Here is a 20,795-nt window from a genome sequence, read left to right on the forward strand (position 1 = left end):
CTGTCTCAATAACACCATAGCAATGATCGGAAGACCATGCAAATCGATTTCACCCGCCGTGCCCTCCTTGCATTCGGCGCAACGCTCCCCTTAGCCTTGGCGCATGCGCAGGAGGAGACCATGCTGCGCCTGGTCGTTCCTTTCGCCGCCGGCTCCACCATCGACGCGCTGGCACGGCTGATCGCGAACAAGCTGCCGGAGGTTTCCAGCCACAAGGTCGTAGTGGTGGACAACCGGCCGGGAGCGGCGGGCATCCTGGGCACGACCTTCGTCGCCAAGGCCAAGCCCGATGGGCGGACCGTCCTGATCCAGGCCAACGGTCTGACGACCACGCCGGCCGTGCGCAGCGATCTGCCCTATGACCTGCAGAAGCACCTGGCGCCGCTGACGCTCGCGGGCCTGGCGCCCTACGGGCTTGTGGTGCCGGGCGACTCCAGGTTCCAGACCCTGGGCGAGGCGTTCACCGCGGCGCGCGCGTCGGGACAACCGATTGCGTTCGGCACCAGCGGCCCCGGCAGCCAGAGCGAATTCGTCCTTGCGCAGATCGCCAAGGTGGCGAAGGTGGACTTCCTCAAGGTGCCGTTCAAGGGGCAGGCCGACATCATGCTGGCGGTCATGGGCGGCTACGTGCAAATGGCGATGATCAACATGCCCTCAGCCATCAAGCAGGCGAGCCATCGCAAGGTCCAGATCCTCGCGACCATGACGAACAAGCGAACGCCAGCCACGCCCGACGTGCCGACGCTGACCGAGGCCGGCATCCCCGGCATCAACGAGAGCGCCTGGTACGGCCTGTTGACCACCGCCGGCACGCCGGCACCGGTGGTGGAGGCGCTGAGCAAGGATCTGCTCAACGTGCTCGCCCTGCCGGAGGTGCGCGCCAAGCTCACCGAGCTCGGAGTCGATGTCGTGGCGAGCACGCCGGCGCAGTTCAGCGATCGCATCGCGGGCGAGCTCAGCCGCTACCAGGCCATCGCCAAGGAAGAGAACATCAAGGCCGAATAAAAGCAAAGCACTGGAGACCCCCATGAACGCAGTACTCAATGCGAACCGCAACGCCAGCAAGGTGGCGATCATCGACCTCACGGATCTGCGCAGTCCCGACCTCGCAAGGCGCAAGCGGCTGGGCGAGGAGATCGCGCAGGCCTGCAGCGAGGTCGGCTTCTTCTACATCGTGAACCACGGCATTCCGAAGGCGAAGATCGAGCGGATGTTCGAGATCGCAAGGCAGTTCTTCACCTTGAACGATGACCAGAAGCAGCAGCTCTCGATGGCGAACAACAATTCCTATCGCGGCTACCTGCCGATGAAGACCATCGGCAACGATCCGACCATGAAAGGCCTGCTGCTGGAAGCCTTCCACGCCTGGCAGGAGCACGCGCCGGGCGACCCCGGCGTGGCCGCAGGAAAGCCGTTGCATGGCGTCAACGTGTGGCCCGCGCAATTGCCCGGCATGCAGGAGGAGGTGATGGCCTACGCCGGCATGGTGACCGCGCTCGCGCGCGACCTGCTCGGTATCGCGGCACTCGGCATCGGCCTGCCGGAGGACACCTTCCTTCGGCACTTCGAGCAGCCCCTGTCGCTGCTGCGCCTCATCCACTACCCGCCGCAGAAGCCCTCGGAGACCGAGGGCCGCTTCGGCACGCGTCCTCACACCGACAACTGCGCCTTCACCATCCTGGCCCAGGACGACACCGGCGGCCTGGAAATCATGGAGGACGGCGAATGGGTGGGCGTGCCGCCCGTCGCGGACAGCTACGTCATCAACCTCGGCGAGGTGATGAAGATCTGGACGAAGGGGATGTTCATGGCCACCCCGCACCGGGTCATCAATCGCTCCGGCAAGGAGCGCTACTCGATTCCGTTCTTCATGAATCCGACGCACGACGCGCTGGTCCGCCCGATCCTCGAGGATGCCGGAGCGGGCAAAGCGGAGCCGGTGTTCCACACGACCGTGGGCATCGAGGAGGGACTCACCAGCGGCGAGATCCTCATGCGCCTTTACAAGAGGATCTGGCCCTCCGTCGACGGCCAGCGGGTCGACTGAACCCGCTGGTGATCGCCACGCGCAGGAGCCCTCTTGCGCTGTGGCAGGCCGGCGAGGTCCAGCGCAGGCTGCAGGCGAGCGGAAGGTCCGTTCGGCTTTCGCTGATCACCACGACCGGCGACCGCATCCTCGACCGCGCCCTCGACAAGGTCGGTGGAAAGGGGCTGTTCCTCAAGGAGATCGAACAGGCCCTTCGCCAGGGCCATGCCGATCTCGCCGTTCACTCGCTCAAGGATGTGCCGATGGTGCTGCCGCCGGGCTTCATGCTGGCCGCCGTGCTGGTGCGCGAAGATCCCCGGGATGCTTTGGTCGCGAGAAACGGGCAGGTGCTCGCCGAGCTGCCGGCGGGCGCGCGTATCGGCACCTCGAGCCTGCGCCGCGCCATGATGCTGCGGCGCATGCGCCCCGATCTGCAGATCTCCTTCATCCGGGGCAATGTCGAGGGGCGCCTTGCCAAGCTGGCGTCCCGCGAGTTCGCCGCAATCGTGCTGGCGCTGGCCGGGCTGCGCCGCCTCGGCCTGGAGCACCACGTCACGGAAGTGTTCGAGCCGTCTCGCATGTTGCCTGCCGTAGGGCAGGGTGCCATCGCCATCGAAACGTGCAGCGGACGTTCCGATCTGCAGGAGATCCTTGCGCCGATGAACGACCGCGAAACCGAGCTCTGCGTGTCGGCGGAGCGGGCCGTGGGGCGCCACATGGATGCAGGCTGCTCGCAGCCCTTTGCCGCCTATGCGCGACTGAGTGCCGGTGTCATGCAGCTCGAAGCCGCGCATCAAAGCCAGCACGATGCCGAGCCGGCATTCGCCATGGCCAGCGCGCCGGTCAGCCGGGTCGAGCAAGCGTTCAGCCTGGGCGAAGAGGTCGCCGGCAGGCTTCGCTCGACCTGAAAGGGCGGGTGCCCTTCCTACCGCCAGCGCACGACGCCCGCGGTGCTGGGCCGGGGCCGCTTGAACAACTCGCGCTCGGGGTCCCTGTATCCGATCTGCAGCACGCCGACCACTCGGCCACCCTCGATGCCGACGACCTGTTCCACCTCGTCGGAAAGCTGAAGCGGCGATGAGCTCATGGCGCAGGAGAGCTGCATCGAGGTGAGGGCCAGCATCAGGTTCTGCGTTGCCGCCGCCGTCGCGAACTCCTCCTCAAGCGGGCGCACGCGCGGGTGGCTGACATCGGGGACGCAGCCGATCACCACCATCACGGGCGCATCGAAGGCCCGGCATCGCGCGCGGCCCGGATGCCAGCCGATTCGCACCGCTGCTTTCTCGTAGGCAGCCGCGAGTTCAGAGCGAGCGCCGCCGCGGAAAACAACGAAGCGCCAGGGCCGCGTGTGGTAGTGGCTGGGCGCGAGCACGGCCATTTGCAGTGCCCGCTCGAGCAGATGCCTCGGCACCTCCTGGTCCAGATAGAAATAGACGGAGCGACGCTGACGGACGATGTCCTCGAATGCGCACGACAGGTCGACGCTGCTGGTGGGTTCCTCGATGCAGATGGTCATGGATGTGGATGTTCCCGGGTTCGGCGATCTTTAGGATACCGGGAAGGTATACCATAGGTCAAGACTTCGGGCTTTTTGCATTGACGTCGCTATGAGTGTGGACCACAATGGCATACCATTCGGAACATTGAGAAGAGGGCCCATGATGATCATCAGTCCGATTGAAGGTGCTTGCGTATGGGACCGGCGTTCCGTCGAACCCGGCGACCTGGTCATTCGGATTCCTCGGGACTGCGTCGAGGAGGCCCTTGAGGCCGTGTACGCCGCCAAGGCGCGCGGACTCCAACTGCAGCAGATCCATCGCGCGAGCTTTCCGCTGCCGCGCTTCGGTGAATGGCTGCTACAGGTGCGCCGCGAGCTCGAAGTGGGCCGCGGTCTCCAGCTCTTGCGCGGCCTCGGCATCGAAGGGCTGACGCAGGAAGAGATCCGTATCCTGTACTGGGGCATCTGTGTTCACCTCGGCATTCCGCTTTCGCAGAGTCGGAACGGCGAGTTCCTCGGCGAGGTGCGGGACATTGGCGTCAAGAAAGGCGAGGCGGACTCGCGGGCCTATCGCACGGGCGGTGCGCTGCGCTTCCACATGGACCGCTGCGACATCCTCGGTCTGCTGTGCGTGCGCGAGGCCCGAAGCGGCGGCCTGAGCATGGCGGTCAGCTCCGCGGCGGTGCACAACGAAGTGTTGCGGCGGCGCCCCGACCTGGTGGAGACACTCTACCAGCCCCTTTACTTCAGCCGCCAGTCAGAGCAAGTCGGGGGAGAACGGCCCTGGTACGCCGGGTCGGTCTATGCCGTGCTCGACGGCAAGTTCATGAGCCAGTTCTCGCTCACCTACATCGAATCGGCGCAACGCTATGCGGAAGTGCCGCGGCTCACGCCGGCGCAGGAAGAGGCGATCCGGCTCGTGGCCTCGGTCGCCGACGAGCTGTGCATCACGTTCCAGATGCAACCCGGCGACATCCAGCTCTTGAACAACCACGTGATGTACCACGCGCGCACGAACTACGAGGACCATGCGGATCCGGCCAAGAAGAGGCTTCTGCTGCGGACGTGGCTCGCCACGCCCGACAGCCGACGACTTCCCGCCGAGCGGGAGGACGTTTGGGGCAGCACGAATCCGGGCGAGCTGCGTGGCGGCGTGATACCGCCCGCTGGTCCTCGCTTTGCATTCAAGGAGTGGGCCAGCGCAGGCTGGCCCGACAACCAACATACCCCACCACCGGAGTCCCCATGGAAATCCTAAAGCAACCCATTCGTCATCCAAGCGCCTGGAAAGGCAGCGACTTCCGTTCGAAGGAGGACATCACGCTGCACTTCGAGGCCGAGCACCTTGAAGAGATCGACCGGGCCCTCAAGGCCGCGATACGAGCCGGCCTGCGCCTGGAGACAGTCGAGCGCCAGCACTTCGAGCTGCCTCGTACGGCTTCGCTCCTGCAAGCTGCGCGCGAAGAGCTTCGCCTGAGCCGCGGCATCGTGATCCTTCGCGGGATCGACGTCGGCCGCTACAGCGTGCCCGAACTGGAGATGATCTACTGGGGCATCGGCACTCATCTGGGTCTCGGTGTGTCGCAGAGCGTGCTGGGCGACCGGTTGGGGCACGTCCAGGATAAGACTGCAACGGATCCGCATGCACGCGCCTACCGCAACAAGCAGGAACTCACGCCGCACACCGATACGTCCGACATCGTCGGCCTGATGTGCGTCCGCACCGCGCGCGAAGGCGGAATCTCCATTGCGTCCAGCGTGGCCGCGGTGCACAACGCGCTCCTCGCGCAGTTCCCCGACTATCTCGAGCCCCTGTACGAAGGCTTCCCGTACCACCGCCGCGGCGAGAACCTGCCCGGCGAGGCGCCGATCACGCCGCATCGCATTCCTGTGTTCTCGTACGTGGAGGGGCAGTTGAGCTGCCGGTACACACGCTCCTACATCGAGACCGCCGCGCGAGAGGGGGGTGCACCGCTGAGCCAGCTGCAGGTCGACGCGCTCAACTGCCTCGAACGCCTGACGTACGAATTCGCATTCGAGTTCCAGCTCGATCCAGGCGAGATCTACCTGCTCAACAACTACACGGTGCTCCACGCGCGCACGGCGTTCGAGAACTGGCCCGAGCCGGAAAAGGCAAGACTGCTCCTGCGCTTGTGGTTGACGGCAGACGATTGGCGTCCGCTGGACCCACGCATCAATGCAACCCGCACCGGGATTGCGGCGCAGGAAGGCAAGCTGCCTTCCTTCGAGCGCGCCTTCGGCTCTGGCCGCATTGCGACTCAGCGCAGCTGAATCCAGTCACCGTAGTTCATCCAGGAAAGGAGCCTCGTATGAGAATGAAGCGTCTCCTGAGCGCCACTGTCGTGGCTGCCGCAGGCATCGTGGCCAGTCTGCCAGCAGTTGCGCCGGCTCAGACCTATCCCAGCAAGACCGTGACGATGATCAATCCGTTCGCCGCGGGCGGATCGCTGGACGTCATGGCGCGCCTACTCGCCGACCAGCTGTCGCAAAGCCTCGGGCAGTCGGTCATTGTGGAGAATCGACCTGGCGCCGGCAGCACGATCGGTACCGCCATGGTGGCACGGGCGCGTCCCGACGGATACACCTTGCTTATCACGGCCGGCAACATCGTCTCTGCGCCGGCGCTCGGTGCGCCGGTCAACTACGACTGGAAGAAAGACTTCGCGCCTGTGACGCTGCTCGGCAACATCGCACAGGTGGTTGCAGTGCCCGAGGACTTGCCGGCAAAGAACATGAAGGAATTCGTTGCCCTCGCGAAGTCGACAAAGGGTGGAATGAGCATCGGGTCGCTCGGCCCGGGTAGCGGCAGCCACATCAATGGCAAGCGGCTCGAGGAGGCCACGGGCGTCGTGCTCACGGACATCCCGTTCAAGGGCATGGCCGAAACGATGACCGCGCTCGCCGGCGGCCACATCCAGCTGGCCTTCGGGAACTTGCCCGAGGTGCTCACCTACCAGCGCGGCGGGCGCGTTCGGCCCATTGCCATCGCAATGCCGACCCGCTCCGAGCTCGCGCCTGGCCTGCCGACCATGGCCGAGTCCGGCTACCCGAACGTCGCTATCGTGCCTTGGTATGGCGTCCTGGCGCCTGCAGGCACGCCCGCGGATGTGGTGGCGAAGTTGCAGCGGTCCTTCGCCGCGGCGCTCGCGCATCCTGCACTCACGGCACGCCTGAAGGACATGGCGATCACTCCCATCGGCAGCTCCCCGGACGAATTCCGCCGGGTACTTGAAGAAGACCATGCGATGTACGTCAAGATCGCCAAGGAAATGGGGATCAGCCTAAAGTAGTGCGCCGGAACTCCGCTCTTCAGCGGCCCCGATCACGTGTTCCTGGATCTTCCCGGCTAAGGGACCTTCGCCGGGGCGGCGAGCGATCTCCTCCGCCGCGCTGTCTCTCGCAAGCTGAAGCAGGCTGGCATCGAGTGCCTCGATTCGAGGCACAGCGACGTTCCCTGGCGATAGGCGGGCGCGGCGTCGCGGGCCGACGGCGCACACTCACTTCTCCGCGGGTCTCAGTCTCGATCGCGGTGAAGCCAGCGCGCCGCAAGTCCTCGCGGATCAGTTCGACGTCGTGGCGGCCGCGCGGCGTGCGGGCGAGGGATCGTCGAGGCGCGCGCGGAAACGTCGCGGCGACCGCGTTGGTCACCTCGTCGGAAAGGGCGTTTTCTTCAATGCGGTCCCACTCAACGAGGACAAGGAGCCGTCAAGGCAATCTGTGTCGCGACCCGGGCGCCCTCTTCAAGCGTGGAGGTGGGCAGCTTCTTCGTCGACATTTCCAGGTCACCTTGCAATGTCCGGTTGTGGCCTGGCCGTCAGAAGTCTCGCGCTTGGGCGGCGGCGACGTCGAGTTCACCCGCTCGGCAATGCGACGTCGCGCTTCGCGGTCCATGCCGACCATCTGTACGCACCCGGAAGCCTCGCCAGTGGAAGGCGATCTGGTGTGGAGTGGACCTACTCGCCCTTCAACGGTTCGCAGCCGACGCGGGACTCAAATTCGCTGCAATCACGACTCGATGTATCAACCGCCTGAGCGAGCCGCCACACGTTCAAGGGCCGAGGTGATGCGTTCCACCTTCTCTTCTATCAGCGCGACGCGGTCTTTGAGATAGGTTTGAAAGTAGGCCCGGTTTAGAACCTCCATGTGCCGCGGCTCGTCAGTCCATAGTTCGTAGAACATGAACTGATCGCGCTCTTTCGGATCGCGGTGAAGGTTGAAACTCACGAAGCAATACTCGGTGGCAAGCTTTGCATCAACGCCTCGGTTTTCCTCAGCCGCCAGAAGACAAATTCCCTTCGCGACGTTTGCGATCCCCAATGGGCCCTTGAGGTCGTAGGCGGCGCTCATGCGAGCGATCAACGGTGCGTGCTCATGTGTGCCGGACATCGCCGGCTCCAGGGATGATCTGCAAAACAGGCTCATCCCTTGCATGATCTGATCCCATGATTGTTAAACGCGTAACTCCCCCGAATCAGATCGGTCTTGGCCTGAACCTTTCGACGAAGACGACGCGCAAGCGCGAGTTTCTCGACGAGATGGATCGAGTGGTGCCCTGGAGCGCGCTGGTGCAGATCGTCGAGCCTCACAGCCTTTGCCCCAAGTGCGACGGGGGTTTCTCAGGCCAAGAACGTCCAAATTCGGCCCGTTTCTGTCCTGTAGTACGGTTCCAAGATGCGACTACAAGCGCGACGAGCGCCGATCGCAACGGGCATAGTTGGATAAGGGTGGCAACTGCGGCTCGACAGAATCTCGAACACGTTCTTCAGATTGGTTGCTCCCCGTCGAGTCTTTCCGCTGAACGACTGAGATCGCCGATACCCGACGTCCCTCGCTTTCCCTTGTGAACGGCTGGTTCAGTTGGAACTTGACCTTCTGACCTTCGCTAGCCCTTTCAGCGCTTCGGGGCGGGCGGTAGTGATCAAAGCGCACGCGCCGCCGAGTTCGGATGGCCCGAGCCGCTCGGTCAGGCGATCGACCATGCAGGCGACGCATTCGGTGTGTTGTTCATATGCCTGGTCTGCTGCGCCGCGCTCGTGCTGTGGTGTGGCAACCTGGCGGCGCTGACTGCGCCCTATCGAAGGGACTGCTTTCATCAGGGCCCGAATGTGGTCCGCGCCCGAAGCCGCTGACGGTTTTCTCGAGAGTGGCCGTTCGAACGATGCTGCATTGACTGGTGCAGCTGTGAATGCAAGCCACTGGCAGCCATCGGAAGCTAGGGACAGGCGGCTCCAAGTGCTTCAAGCTTGAAGCTTAGGGCCAAAAAACCGTTCTGAAAATGAAGCGAGGGCCTGCACCCCTTTGAACACAATCTGCGTAGCCCAGCTCTCATCGGAGTTTGCGGCAGGCGCGACATCAGGCTCCGATACGCATCCTTCGTTTGATGCGAGATATTTGTGGCCGCACAGATCGCAAGCGAATGTCCGAGTGCCTCCTGGTTGAGATCATTCGCAATGCAGCGAAGCTTTGTCGTGATGAAGTTCGGAAAATATCCGCTACTCGCGGCGGCTTAGTCGAAAATATCCGCAACCTTAGCAATCTTACGATTCCCTCGATTTGCTAAGGTTGTGAATATTTTCCCCGAGGGAACGGGGTCGGATTTGCAAAAAATCTAGGTCCTGGATATTTTCGGCTAAAAATTTCCAGCGCCTTGACGCTGCGTTCAGTTGTGGCAATGTCTGCGGCCATTGCAAACGCAATACCTCCTAGAAGCTGGATTCGCTCGGCGAGGATGTCCACCAACAGGACTTGCCCCTCGTAGTGCTGGTCGTACCACAAGCCATTCGGCATCTTGACGATTTCTCCATACTGCGACGAGGCCCGGCGCCCGGTCAGGGGCAGCATTGGGACAGTGCGTCTTGCAACTCCTTGATCGTATAAGGCTTATGCAACCAGATCGCGCGATCGAGATCCTGTTCAGGCGGTCCCGCGCCGCTCGCCACGATCACGGGCAGTCGCTCGCGCGAACGGAGCTTTATCACCAGGTCCAGGCCTGAAAGGCCCGGCAGGTTTAAATCGACGAACAAGACGTCAAAGGAGCCTTCCAGGAAGCGATCGCTGGCTGCTTCCGCGCTGCGCACTCCAGTCGCCCAGTGGCCGAGCGCCTCCAACAACTCCAGAGTCGCAGACAGGGTATCCGCGTCATCCTCAACTACCAGAATCCGAAGCGTCCTTGTGGGCTGTACCAACATATTGCGCCGAGTGGGGGCTAGGGGAAATTCACCATTGGAGGGTCGGCAGCTTGGTGCGCGGAGCGCGTTGACATTGGTATCTCACGCCAATTTCGACCGAGGATCGCCCGTGTCAAATTGTATGGCGAGAGCGCCGCGTTCCTTCCATTGCGGCGCGGTCGAGGGGCATCCGCTCTTCGCACGCTTTGTGCGATTTGAAGACAGCTCGCTCAGCCACTGCACACGAGATCGTGAACGATTGCGTGACTTCGGTCAGACAACAAGCAGGAATGCTTGAGCCGCAGGTTAGCGAAATCTGGCGCCTCGGATACAGTGGTTGTGCAAAGAAAGGAGGCGTCGACGGCTCAACAAGTTTGATCTGTCGGTGTGCGGCAAGCGTTTTTATGAGCTCCACAGAGATCCGAATCACGGGGGCCCACGAAGCCTCGTATCAACTCGGCGAACCCATGTTTGTCTACGAGGCGAACGCCTTACTGGGAATACTGGACCCGGTGCCTGTCATGAACGACGGCACGCGACTCCATATCGAAGCGTTCTCTCCAACGCAAGTTGTTCTGGATGAGCAACGGCACATCGGACGGCTCATATTCTTCGAGATCTGCGCGTTCGTCTCGGAACAATTTCCTCAGATTCAGGCGATCAGTTTCTCCTTCGCCCGCCCGATCGCCAGCCTCGGTGGTCCGGCGCAACAGGCGGCTGCACGCGCCCATGCGCTCGAGCGCATCGGCGTCGAGGATCTGCAGATAGTGCCGATGACATCAGGCCTTCACGTGGTCTCCGGCACGTGGCCTTACAGTTCGCGAAACTACGCCGCCCTCAGCGTCGCTCTTGAAGAACAGCGGGCAATCTATCGCGCCGAACCAATCTCTCGCCGTGTGCGCAGGAGCGGTGGAATTGCGTCCGCAATCCGCAGACTGTTTGGTTAGTCTTTCCCCTCTGCCTCTGCCTCTGCCTCTGCCTCTGCCTCTGCGATGGTGCCCGATCCCTTAAGCCAGGGAGCCGCCACCAAGCGCCGACCCTGATGAACTCCGTCTGGCCTCTTCAGTGGCGCCTGTGGCTCCGTATGACACGAAATGGCGCGGCTTGACGGCGCCGCACCAAGGTTCTGGCAGCGCCTCCGAGGGCGCATCGACTTCTCCGGAGGGCGGGTCGGCGTACGCCTGACCCAGAGGTCGTGCTCACCAGAATTTCCACCATGGTCTCGTTCGAAGCCTCAGATGCAGGGGACGTGTATCGAGGCGGTCCAACATGCTGGTGGCCGCTCCGAAGCGGCTCTGGGCGACTTCGCCCGAGGGTGTCAGCGAATCGGCTTTGCTTTCTGACGTTCGATCTCCCGCGCGCGATTTGGAATCGCCCATTGAGGCGTGTCGGGTGGCCGGGGGTGACATGCGCTCATTTTCGCAGCAGTGCCGCGCCCGTGCTCAGGCATTTCGGTGGGTCTGCTCGATGTGTGCAGCGCAGTTTGCGAATGCGGCTGCGGCGCTTGCGAGCATTGCGCTCGCACGGAGCGTGGCGTCGCCGGCCTTGGTCCGGCTCGCGGTTTGCCTCGATGGCTTTCCTTATGTGGAGCCCCTCCACGCGTTCTGCGTTGCGATGTGGGGACTCTTCGCCATCTGCCTCAATGTGTCCCTGCGTTGGCTCCGTTGAGGCTGGCTGCTGCGCCTTGCTCGGTGCTGTGACGGGGTGCTGGCGGTTGCGCCTGCGGTGGGCTACTCCGCGCTCGAAGGCCCTGACGAACGCCACTCGGTCGAGCGGATTTGCGGTGGGGGAGGGCGAGACTGCATTGGCTCGGGCCGCGGCTTCTTCGCGGCGCCGTTCCTCCTTCGCTCGATACTCAGCCTCAGCCTCAGCGGCACTGGCCCTCCCGCTCTTCGCTCAACTGAGCCGCGAGAGGAACAGGCAACAGGACCTCCAGGCCATTGTCCGCAACAGAGCGTTGGACCAATAGATAGGGAGAAAAGCCTGGGTAGTCTGCGTCGACTCGTCTTGTAGACACGGTGGGCGCCAGATGCGGAGCCCGTGGATTCAGGCCCCTCGATTTGAACAACCAGCGAATGATCGATTGCGCCCGAAGTCTCGATTCGAGCTTCGAGTTTCTTTAGCACGCATCGACGGACGCACGCGTCCGCAGACGCCATTGCCGGCATGTGCGTAGTTGTGCGTTCTGAGAATGTGCTGCATGGTGTTCACCTGTGTCTGCGAGAAATGCTACTAAGGGCGATGTACGGGGCGGGGTTTTTTGATGCCTGCCTCTGGAAATTCTCGAGTCTCTTTGAGCTCTCTGGTTCGTCATCGACGCAGAGCAAGTCTGCGCCGACGTGGCATGCGCCAAGCGTCCATCTTCAGTCTCGGGATTCAGGGCTCAATCAGCCGCTCTCGATACGATCAGTCTCCGGGTTCTGAAAGCATTCCGCGGCACTGGCCGGCGCGCTACGCGCGGGGGGGAGTCGGTGAGCCGAATGCGCGCCTCGCCACAGAGGTGTGCACCGCTGTCCTCCGCCTGGCAAGCAACGCAAAGGTGCGAAAGGGCGCGACGCCTACGTCAGGGAGTGGCGCGCGGCAACTTGGAGAAGCTCAATGTGAGTGATTTGGGGTCGATTTCGAAGCGAGCGTTGCCACGGCGAACAGCATCCCCCAAGTCAGCTTTGGTAGCCGGATTTCCGTCGACCCGTATGGTCCAGAAAACAGGGTCGATATCGCGCGGATCGATGTTCGGCGGTTTTGACCTGCCGAGCGTCACCACCAGAACAAGATCGTCTGTCGACTGGGCGAAGTAACGCAGGTGAACAACATCCTCTGCGACGCGTGTCGCTGTGACCCGACAATGCAGCTCCTGAACGACCAGTGCGGTTTGATTCAGTGGTACGTCTTCTAGGTTCATGGCGGCACCTCCGAACTCCGCTGGCCGAAAGTCCGCATTCTGCCTTTTCTCACCCGAAATGACCCTAGTAGAGTGAGCTGACCTTATAAGGACCACCCATGACGATGGATGAGATTGCCCAGCGGTTGGACCGCCTCCAAAACCAACACGAAGACGTCTCTGCGCGGCTGATGGTGAGCGAGGGGCTTCTGTCGGCGATCGTCCGCCACATCCCCAATGCAGCGGCTGTTATTGCCGATTTCAAACTGCATCAGGACTACCTCGAGATCGCCAGCCTGAACTCGACGGGTGCTACGGACGAATCGATCGCCAAACTGAAAGCCGCTCGCGAGGTGATGCTTTTCCGGCTCAGCATGAGCGCGGATCAGGCCCAAACTGGGCCAGGTTCCACACGGTAGCTCCGATTTGCGAGCACGGTCATGAGAATCTTCGATCTGCATCACTCTGCAGAAAAGCTCGCCTCCTGAAAATTCCTCCGGCAGCTGCCCGAACCCTGTTGAAGCGCATACCCTATGGAAAGCTCGAAGGGCTTTGCGCCCAAACGCTTGACAGTCGAGTGCGCACGAAATGGTGACAGGGATGGCGACCGCTCGCGTCCCTGGCGCCAGTGGCCGAAATCTCGTGCCGTCGGGATCCCCAGTTACCAATGCCTAGCGGAGAGTGAGACCCTGCTTAGTCTGATTCGAATTTCTTGGCAAGAGAAATTCCAAGGTAGCGAGCTGGTTAGACGAACAACGATACTGGGCCGCCTCTGAAGGAGGTTGGGATGGCCAACAAGAAAGTTCAACTCAACGACGAACAGTGGAGTGCACTTAAAGCTCTCCAGGAGGCGAATGCCGGGCGGTATCCGACTGACTCAATCAAAGTCTCGAATCGCCTAAGGTCGAACGGGTTCGTGGAAATGGACCGCCAAGGCGGCAAGCGCCTAACAGACCAAGGACTGCACCGCTTGCAGCAAGGACGTTGAGGGTCGAGACCTCGCGGATACGCGAGACGAGTTTTTCAACGGAATTGGGCCCAAAACGGACGTCCGATCGGCCGTGGTGAACGCCCGCAACCGCTGCTGAGCAGAAGTAGCCACACACAGCTGTTGGAGAGGGGCCGGCCTAGACGCTGTGACGTTCGACGAATGAGGCAACGATCTACCCTAAGATGCCGGCGTCATTGCCCGTACCAGCGAGCGCCTTGGTGAGCTGCGCGGCCGCAGCCTGGGGGTCGGGTCGACCGGCGCAACTGTTGGCCTAGGACGGCATCGAGGTCGAGGTGTTCAGCGCCAAGAGCTGGAGCGAGTTGGCGCGCGACGGAAAAATTCTGCGAAGCGCGCGCGCAGGTGAGGCTGCTGAGTTGCCTTTCATCGCTCAACAACTTGGCGGTGCGACTGGCCCGGTCATCGCCGCGACCGACTACGTGCGCGCGTTCCTGACAGCTGCGTGCGTTCGCGCCTACTGGGCGGCGCTTCATCACCCCGGGGGTGCACGACCTGCCTGAGCCCGGCCAGTCCTGGTTCGATGATGCCTGCATCCCCCTCCGCAGCATACACAGCGTACGCCGGGTACAAGAACTCCGGCGCATCCTTGACGCGATACAGCCGCCCTGCCGCGAGATGGGCCCGTACCACGTCAAGCCTGAAATAGCCGGCGCCGCCGGCCGCCAGCAAGTATTCGAGCCCGAGGGGTCCGAGGCCGACGGTGACGCCGGGGTTTGACAGTTCTGCAAACGCCATGCCGTGCTGCAGCGCGAACTCCGGTCCCCAGTCGACATAGATGTAAACGTCGGGACGAGGCAGTCTTGCAGTCCGTGAGCTCGAGACCATGATCAGCTTTTCCTCGATCAGCAGCTCAATGCGCAATCCCGGGCGCTGTTGGGGCGCATAGACGATCGCGATGTCCAGGACGCCGGTCGCAACCTTGTCGACCAATTCCTGTGCCGCACTGACCTCCGTGCGAACGGCCAGTTGCGGGGCAGCCGAGCGCATCCAGAGCAGCCAATCGCGCAAAAGGGGATCCCAAAGGCTCATCTCGCAGCCGACCGAGAGCACGGCGCGTCGACCCGCAGGCACCGCGACCTGATGCCGCGCGCGCTCCCACACCTGCACCAAGAGGCTGGCGTGGGAAAGGAACTGCTCGCCCGCTGGCGTCATCGCGGCACCGGCCTTGTTGCGGATGAACAGTGCCCGCCCGAGCAAAGTTTCCAGCGTGCGAACGCGGGCGCTAACAGTCGTCGGGGTGACGTGCAGATGCTCTGCCGCGCGAAGGAAACTGCGCGAGCGCGCGATTTCCAGAAACGTGAGCGCGAGATCGATGTCCATGGCGTCTCCTTCTATATTCAAATATCTTGCATTCAATTGCCAATAAATATCGTTTTACCCGGACCTGCGGAGCGCGCATCATGTTTTCGTGGACCTGGATTCGAAGGAGCGCGAACATGCAAACCAGCGACGTCATGACACGGGCAGTGATCACGGTGAAACCCGCCACGGAACTTCGCGAGGTGGTGGACATTTTGCTGAAGCACCGCATCAGCGGTGTTCCGGTGGTCGAGAACGAAGGGGTGCAGGGCTTCGTCGGCGTCGGTGACCTCTTGCACCGGCACGAGCTCGGCACGGAGAGCACGGCCGACGAGCGCAACTGGTGGCAGCGGCTGCTTCAGATTGATCCGCGCCCCCTGGCATACGTCCAATCGCACGGCGTCCATGCTCGCGATGTGATGGACCGGAATGTAGTGTCCGTCGCGGAAGATGCCCCGCTGAACCGGCTCGCCACGATCTTCGAAGCACGTCACATCCGCCGTGTCCCCGTCATTCGCGACGGGCGCATGGTCGGCCTCGTGACACGCGCCGACCTGGTCCGCGCCCTCGCGCGGATGTGCGCACCTGCCGCGGCGCCCTCGCGACCGCTCGAGGACGCTGAGATCCGTGCAAGGCTCTTGGCTGAGCTTGCAAAGCAACCGTGGTGGGTGGGTACATGGTCCAGCGTTGTCGTGAATCAAGGCGTGGTCCGCTTCATCGGTTTCGTCCAGGGAGAGAGTCAGAAAGAAGCTGCACGCATCGCGGCAGAGAACATTCCAGGGGTACGCGGCGTCGAGGACGAGCGCGGGGTGGAGAGCGAACTGCAGACCATCTTCTGATGCAGGCGCCGTACTCTCCCGAAGAGGATCGAGAACGCGCGCGCTCTCCGGCAGGCCAGTGGATATGGACTCGACCTTGGGATCAGCGCCGGGCGAGGCACCGCGCCCGGGCCCCCAGGCGAGAGCACGGAGGCCGCTTCGACGCTGTTGAAAACCGCCCGTCGCGAGCACCCGAGCACCGGCACCTGCACTCCTATCAAGGCGCGGTGAGAGTCACTACGCAGAAAGGAAGACATCATGACCGAAGGCGAGGCAACGAGTGCCGCCGCGCGCGATCCCCGTGGGTTGCTCAAGGCGCTGGCGATCCGCTACGGCCTGATCGGCACCGAGGAGCAGATTGATGACGCGCTGTGGGGTTTCTCGATGGCTGTCGTATCACTTTGTGCCGAGGTCGCCGATGCGTGCGATGAGGAAGAGAGAGGCGGTCGCCCCGGTGACCTCATTCGAGCGAAGCTTCTTGACTACCGAGTTCGCGAAGCGCGTTCCAAAGCTCCGTAGCGCGGGCCTGATATCGCCATGCATGCCATCAGTGAACACGATGCCGATGCTTCTCTCGACATATTGGGTGAGATGCCTGGCAGTCGGAGCGCAAGGCCTGGGCATCCTGATGATCACCGCTTCGATCAGCGTAGCGGCGACCTTCCTTTCCTTTCGACTCCTGTCGACTGTCATCGGGGCGATTGGCCCGCTTCGACTGATCCTTGCAATCTTCGCAACGGTTGCCTGTCTGGCTGAATTCATGCATCTGACTCAGCTGTTCGATGAGGAGGCGGCACGGTACGAGAAGCTTCATCCGGTGCGGGACTGAAGCCTGCATTGGGCTACAAGACGCGTACGTCGTCGTGCCGGCGGTGGCATGGCGAATGCCGATGAGCGTCCGGTGTAGCCGGAAACGTCCCTCGAGCACCTGCAACTACAGTCCGCGGCAATCGAAAATCCCAGAGAGGGCCTTTTCGAATTGCCTTCCCACTGCCTCAAGAAGAGATTTAAGGCCCTCGCTGCGGCGGACCAGAGCCTGGTCAGCGCCGTGGATGCTTCCTCGGCGGAGGTCTTGAAGTTCATTCGCCAGCTTCGCGCGAGATTTTTCGGTGTGAATCAGAAGTGTGTGGACTTGAGGAACTGCGGCCGCATCAATGGGGCGGTGGCTCGACCGCGCCATTAGTTCGTCGATATGACGCAGACGCGCCTCTGATTCCCGGATGTGCTGCTCGACAAGACCAATTGTGCTTTGCATGATCGCCTCCGTGCCTCTACTGATCCTAGATGTGACATCCGATTGCGCCGCATATTTTTAGAGGCGCGTTGATTGATTGAGTTCCGGGGGCTTCCCGATCCAGAGGACGAATATCGGCCGAGCAACTGCAGGACGAGAGTCTCAGTGACTGCTCGGCAAGACCACTGTCGAGGCGAAACATTCGGCCCGGCCGAGCGCATCCCGGAGCAACCACTGAAGGTCATGGGATGATCTCGCAGCCGGTCGTCAAGACAGCGCGACGGCCTGCGGGCACGGCCATCAGGTGTCTCGCACGCTCCGACACCTGCGTCAGACTCGGCGCATGTGGAAGGAACTGTTCGCCCCCAGTGTCAGGACAGCGCCTGACTTGTTTCGCACGAACAGACTGCATCACAGCAGTTCCTTGAAAGTTCTGATCCTGCGCCTGAGCGAGGTGTAGTGGCGTGCAGCTGCCCAGCAGCCTGCAGAAAGCTTCGGACTTGAACGATCCGCAGGAAAGTCTCCGCGAGCGGCAGATCCATGGTCGCCTTCAAGATTGATAATGAAAGATCGCATTCAAACAGCAATAAATCTCGTTTTACAAGCAGCGTTCGCCCGCGCAAAAATGTGTTCAACGCGGGCGCGATGCGACTGCAACTGAAGATCGCCTCAACTCTGCTGGAGTGCTGCCGGCCGTATAGGAGAGAACACATGTCGTCCCATCGAGCCAGGACCTGCCCATGACGGTCTCTGATCGGCCACCTACCGGTGAGCCTTTGCGCTCCGGTGTGCTATATCGGCCCGTGTGCGATCTGCTGGATTGCCGATACCCCCTGGTTCTGGCGGGGATGGGTGGAGTTGCGCGCTCGGAGCTCGTGTGCGCAGTAACCAATGCCGGCGGCTTCGGTCTGCTCGGGATGGTGAGGGAATCACCGCGTCTGATCCGGCAAGAGGTCGAGAAGGTTCGATCGTCGACGAGTCGCCCATTCGGCGTGAGCATCATTCCCGCGGCCACTTCAAAGAAGCTGCTCGATGAACAAGTACTCACCTGCATCGATCTGAAGGTGCCCGTGGTGTGCCTCTTCTGGGATCTTTCGCAACCCATCATTGAACGCTTCCGCGATGCGGGCACGATGGTCATGTGCCAGATCGGCAGTGTCGAAGAGGCACTATGGGCACAGAGAGCCGGAGCCCAGGTCCTGATCGCGCGGGGGAGGGAGGCCGGCGGTCATGTGCGCGGCAGCCACCGATTGCACGACTTGCTCGCTCACGTGCTTGCCAAGGTGGACGTTCCGGTCCTTGCAGCAGGAGGTTTGGCAGATGGTCAGGACGTGGCGGGCGTCATGTCGCTGGGCGCACAGGGTGCGGTGCTCGGGACCGCTTTGCTGGCAACACGCGAGTCGTTCGCCCACGACTTCCACAAGGAGGCGATTGTCGACTCGCGCGACGGCGACACGATCCTGACGCACGCGTTTCACATCAACTGGCCATCTGATGCACAGGTTCGGGTGCTGCAAAACAGCGTGACTCGAGGTGAGCGGGGTGAGCCGTTTGGGCATGCATTGACGCCGATCGGCCGCGAAGCAGATCGACCGGTTTATCTGTTCAGCACCGACTCACCTCTGCGAATCACGACCGGGGACTTGGAGGCCATGGCTCTTTACGCGGGAGAAGGTGCGGCGCGCATCCGGGACGTTCGGGCTGCCGCCGAGCGTATCGGGAGCATTGCGCTCGAGGCTGCGGCGGCGTTGTTTCTCCCCACCGAAACCGTCGCCGAAAAGGTTGAAGTCTCCTCGCCGGTCTGCTACGCCAGTGAAATCGAGGAGGCGTATGTGGAGCTCGCAGACAATGAGGAGGTGGTTGGCGCATTGAACGAACTGCTGGAGGCAGAACGCGCCGGCGCTCGCGTGTCCATGGAACTTGCCCGCGACGCCGGTGATGGAGCGCTCAGAGTGATAGCGCGCGGCTTATCGAAAGACGAGGTCAGATGGTGCGGCGTGCTGATCCGGGGAATACAAGCCTGCAATGCGGTGCCGAGCACGCGTACCGGCGAGTTCTACGACAGATGGATGGCCATTCCCAATCTGAGAAAACGATTGAAGTTTTTCAATCGCGCTCAGTTCTGGGTGGCCAGGAAGCTGGACGCCTTAGCGCCTCGACTGCGCGAGAAACGCCTCCAGAATGAAATAGCGGAGATGTCGCAATCGCACAGGCTGAACATCCAAAGTTTGGATGGCTACCTTCGCGCCTTGAAGGGTTGCGAGGGGGATTGATCCCATTTGCTCTGCATTCTTGCCGTTGAAGTGTCCAGAGATCCGCACGTTTGAGAGTGGCAGAGGAATCGCGTCAGTTGTCGCAGTGATCTTTGAAGTGAACGGCGTCGTTTGGAGCTTCCGAAACAGGCCGGTATTGGCTGTGTGACCCGTCTATGAGGAACCGCGACGCAGGGCCCCATTCCTGCGTCACTCCGGGCTGGTCTGGAGGCTGGACGCAATGGAAGCCATCCCGATAGTCTTCTGAATAGGGCCCACCCGATGCCTTCGTCGCATGTGGCATGGAGTGGGAGGAAAGTGATTGCTGCAGTCTTCCGCCAACGGGATGAGCCCAACCCGACAGTGCCATCGCTAGGCAGTGAAACGCGTACGTGCTTGTAATACGCGTCTGCCATTGACCGAGGAGCTCGGCTGACGATGCTCGCCCGTGCGTCGGCGCCCATTATCTGGGCGGCAGTGCTTCGGGGAACCTCCCAGTTAGCTGGGTGTTGCGTGAGGCGTCCGCCCATTTTCAGGAGGTCGAGTGTCCAAGATTGTTGTAGTTACGGGTGCTGGCGCTGGAGTAGGGCGTGCGACCGCTGAAGAGTTCGCTAGGAACGGCTACGACGTTGCCTTGATGTCGCGCGATGCAGCCCGGCTTGAACGCACTGCTGCCGAACTCCGCAAGCACGGTGTTAGAGCGCTGGTAATTCCAACAGATGTCGCCGATGCTGAGCAGGTTGATGCGGCAGCGGACCGCGCGGAAAGGGAACTCGGTCCGATCGACATCTGGGTCAATGTCGCCATGGCCACGGTGTTCGCGCCTGTCGCAGATCTCACTGCGGCCGAGGTCGAACGGGGCACGCGAGTGACGTACCTCGGTCAGGTCCACGGAATGATGGCCGCCATGCGTCGGATGCGTATGCGCAACCGCGGCACGATCGTTAACGTTGGCTCGGCGCTGGCGTACCGCTCGGTACCTCTGCAGTCGATCTACTGCGGCGCGAAAGCGGCGATCAGGGGGTTCACCGATAGCTTGCGATCGGAGATCATTCACGACAAGCTGAAGATTCAACTCTCGATCGTCGATCTGCCTGCAATCAACACGCCGCAGTTCGACTGGGCATTGAACAAGACAGGCCGTCGCGCGAAGCCTGTTGCGCCGATCTTTCAGCCCGAGGTCGCGGCCCGTGCCATCTTTTTCGCCGCCACGCACAAGCGGCGCGAGGTCTGGATCGGATTCCCGACAGTCAAGGCCATTCTGGCCAACCGCGTGGCGCCCGGGCTGTTGGACCGGTATCTCGCAAAGGTCGGCTATTCAGGACAACTGAGCGATCACCCCACGAGTCCCGACGCACCAGCCAATCTGTTCGCGCCCGTGCCTGGCGACTTCGGAGCGCACGGCCGCTTCGATGATGAAGCCAGCGCTCGGAGCTGGCAGATGTTTACCGAACGGCACCGCAGCGCCGCCTTCGCGCTCGTTGGCCTCGCGCTTCTCGCCATCACGGGCCTCCTGGCTCGACGTGCCTCACGCTAACGCCCCGCTCGCCGCCTGTTCCAAACCATTTTTCCCTTTGGCAGAGGATCTCA

21 protein-coding genes are annotated in these 20,795 nt (G+C 62.2%); 14 read left to right on the forward strand and 7 right to left on the reverse strand.

The genetic code is table 11. The features are described 5' to 3' along the window. The first annotated feature begins 36 nt into the window (after positions 1 to 36). Genes AC1DEK_RS15695 through hemC form a run of 3 tightly spaced genes read left to right on the forward strand, consistent with a single transcriptional unit; the run spans position 37 to position 2,934 of the window. Entirely contained in the window at positions 37 to 1,005 is a 969-nt protein-coding gene (locus AC1DEK_RS15695) for a Bug family tripartite tricarboxylate transporter substrate binding protein (protein ID WP_478126170.1), read from the forward strand. 22 nt (positions 1,006 to 1,027) lie between these two features. After that, positions 1,028 to 2,047, forward strand: a complete 1,020-nt coding sequence (locus tag AC1DEK_RS15700; protein ID WP_478126171.1) for an isopenicillin N synthase family dioxygenase — start codon at positions 1,028 to 1,030, stop codon at positions 2,045 to 2,047. An 8-nt stretch (positions 2,048 to 2,055) separates the two neighbouring features. Next, on the forward strand, positions 2,056 to 2,934 hold the full coding sequence (gene hemC / locus AC1DEK_RS15705) for a hydroxymethylbilane synthase (RefSeq protein ID WP_478126172.1): 879 nt from the start codon (positions 2,056 to 2,058) through the stop codon (positions 2,932 to 2,934). 17 nt (positions 2,935 to 2,951) lie between these two features. Here the strand turns inward: hemC and AC1DEK_RS15710 are convergent, their stop codons facing one another. Continuing rightward, positions 2,952 to 3,542 (reverse strand): nitroreductase family protein, encoded by a 591-nt coding sequence (locus AC1DEK_RS15710; RefSeq protein ID WP_478126173.1) that lies wholly within the window; start codon positions 3,540 to 3,542, stop codon positions 2,952 to 2,954. 142 nt (positions 3,543 to 3,684) lie between these two features. On the opposite strand from AC1DEK_RS15710, the gene AC1DEK_RS15715 reads away from it, so the two are divergent. Genes AC1DEK_RS15715 through AC1DEK_RS15725 form a run of 3 tightly spaced genes read left to right on the forward strand, consistent with a single transcriptional unit; the run spans position 3,685 to position 6,835 of the window. Beyond that, entirely contained in the window at positions 3,685 to 4,782 is a 1,098-nt protein-coding gene (locus tag AC1DEK_RS15715) for a TauD/TfdA family dioxygenase (protein WP_478126174.1), read from the forward strand. Further along, positions 4,770 to 5,816, forward strand: a complete 1,047-nt coding sequence (locus AC1DEK_RS15720) for a TauD/TfdA family dioxygenase (protein ID WP_478126175.1) — start codon at positions 4,770 to 4,772, stop codon at positions 5,814 to 5,816. The genes AC1DEK_RS15715 and AC1DEK_RS15720 overlap by 13 nt, the downstream gene beginning before the upstream one ends. A 38-nt stretch (positions 5,817 to 5,854) precedes the next feature. Beyond that, on the forward strand, positions 5,855 to 6,835 hold the full coding sequence (locus AC1DEK_RS15725; RefSeq protein ID WP_478126176.1) for a Bug family tripartite tricarboxylate transporter substrate binding protein: 981 nt from the start codon (positions 5,855 to 5,857) through the stop codon (positions 6,833 to 6,835). 730 nt (positions 6,836 to 7,565) lie between these two features. Here AC1DEK_RS15725 and AC1DEK_RS15730 read toward each other — a convergent pair. From AC1DEK_RS15730 to AC1DEK_RS15740, 3 genes are all read right to left on the reverse strand, one after another. Beyond that, complete coding sequence (locus tag AC1DEK_RS15730; RefSeq protein WP_478126177.1) at positions 7,566 to 7,892, reverse strand: putative quinol monooxygenase; 327 nt, start codon at positions 7,890 to 7,892, stop codon at positions 7,566 to 7,568. Between the two features lie 1,209 nt (positions 7,893 to 9,101). After that, positions 9,102 to 9,386, reverse strand: a complete 285-nt coding sequence (locus AC1DEK_RS15735; RefSeq protein WP_478126178.1) for a hypothetical protein — start codon at positions 9,384 to 9,386, stop codon at positions 9,102 to 9,104. Further along, positions 9,374 to 9,733: a response regulator gene (locus AC1DEK_RS15740; protein ID WP_478126179.1), complete on the reverse strand. Its 360-nt coding sequence runs from the start codon at positions 9,731 to 9,733 to the stop codon at positions 9,374 to 9,376. The genes AC1DEK_RS15735 and AC1DEK_RS15740 overlap by 13 nt, the downstream gene beginning before the upstream one ends. A gap of 446 nt (positions 9,734 to 10,179) precedes the next feature. Between AC1DEK_RS15740 and AC1DEK_RS15745 the strand changes: the two genes are divergently transcribed. Beyond that, entirely contained in the window at positions 10,180 to 10,659 is a 480-nt protein-coding gene (locus AC1DEK_RS15745; protein ID WP_478126180.1) for a hypothetical protein, read from the forward strand. A gap of 1,616 nt (positions 10,660 to 12,275) precedes the next feature. Here the strand turns inward: AC1DEK_RS15745 and AC1DEK_RS15750 are convergent. Next, positions 12,276 to 12,614 carry a hypothetical protein gene (locus AC1DEK_RS15750; RefSeq protein ID WP_478126181.1) on the reverse strand — a complete coding sequence of 113 codons (339 nt, stop codon included), beginning with the start codon at positions 12,612 to 12,614 and terminating at the stop codon, positions 12,276 to 12,278. A gap of 98 nt (positions 12,615 to 12,712) precedes the next feature. Between AC1DEK_RS15750 and AC1DEK_RS15755 the strand changes: the two genes are divergently transcribed. Then, a complete protein-coding gene (locus AC1DEK_RS15755; RefSeq protein ID WP_478126182.1) occupies positions 12,713 to 13,012 on the forward strand; it encodes a hypothetical protein in 300 nt (99 codons plus the stop codon). A gap of 368 nt (positions 13,013 to 13,380) precedes the next feature. Next, complete coding sequence (locus AC1DEK_RS15760) at positions 13,381 to 13,581, forward strand: hypothetical protein (protein WP_478126183.1); 201 nt, start codon at positions 13,381 to 13,383, stop codon at positions 13,579 to 13,581. Between the two features lie 420 nt (positions 13,582 to 14,001). On the opposite strand, the gene AC1DEK_RS15765 is transcribed toward AC1DEK_RS15760, so the two are convergent. Next, positions 14,002 to 14,922, reverse strand: a complete 921-nt coding sequence (locus AC1DEK_RS15765) for a LysR family transcriptional regulator (RefSeq protein ID WP_478126184.1) — start codon at positions 14,920 to 14,922, stop codon at positions 14,002 to 14,004. A 116-nt stretch (positions 14,923 to 15,038) separates the two neighbouring features. Here AC1DEK_RS15765 and AC1DEK_RS15770 point away from each other — a divergent pair, with 116 nt between their 5' ends. From AC1DEK_RS15770 to AC1DEK_RS15780, 3 genes are all read left to right on the forward strand, one after another. Beyond that, on the forward strand, positions 15,039 to 15,740 hold the full coding sequence (locus tag AC1DEK_RS15770) for a CBS domain-containing protein (protein WP_478126185.1): 702 nt from the start codon (positions 15,039 to 15,041) through the stop codon (positions 15,738 to 15,740). 237 nt (positions 15,741 to 15,977) lie between these two features. Beyond that, entirely contained in the window at positions 15,978 to 16,238 is a 261-nt protein-coding gene (locus AC1DEK_RS15775) for a hypothetical protein (RefSeq protein WP_478126186.1), read from the forward strand. Between the two features lie 109 nt (positions 16,239 to 16,347). Further along, positions 16,348 to 16,548, forward strand: coding sequence for a hypothetical protein (locus tag AC1DEK_RS15780; RefSeq protein ID WP_478126187.1), 201 nt, complete (start codon positions 16,348 to 16,350; stop codon positions 16,546 to 16,548). Between the two features lie 105 nt (positions 16,549 to 16,653). On the opposite strand, the gene AC1DEK_RS15785 is transcribed toward AC1DEK_RS15780, so the two are convergent. Then, complete coding sequence (locus AC1DEK_RS15785; RefSeq protein ID WP_478126188.1) at positions 16,654 to 16,974, reverse strand: hypothetical protein; 321 nt, start codon at positions 16,972 to 16,974, stop codon at positions 16,654 to 16,656. A 719-nt stretch (positions 16,975 to 17,693) separates the two neighbouring features. Here AC1DEK_RS15785 and AC1DEK_RS15790 point away from each other — a divergent pair. Both AC1DEK_RS15790 and AC1DEK_RS15795 read left to right on the forward strand, forming a co-directional pair. Then, positions 17,694 to 19,226 carry a nitronate monooxygenase gene (locus AC1DEK_RS15790; protein WP_478126189.1) on the forward strand — a complete coding sequence of 511 codons (1,533 nt, stop codon included), beginning with the start codon at positions 17,694 to 17,696 and terminating at the stop codon, positions 19,224 to 19,226. 523 nt (positions 19,227 to 19,749) lie between these two features. After that, positions 19,750 to 20,742 carry an SDR family oxidoreductase gene (locus tag AC1DEK_RS15795; RefSeq protein WP_478126190.1) on the forward strand — a complete coding sequence of 331 codons (993 nt, stop codon included), beginning with the start codon at positions 19,750 to 19,752 and terminating at the stop codon, positions 20,740 to 20,742. Positions 20,743 to 20,795 lie beyond the last annotated feature (53 nt).

The sequence above is a fragment of the Variovorax sp. 10N420 genome (assembly GCF_056394705.1).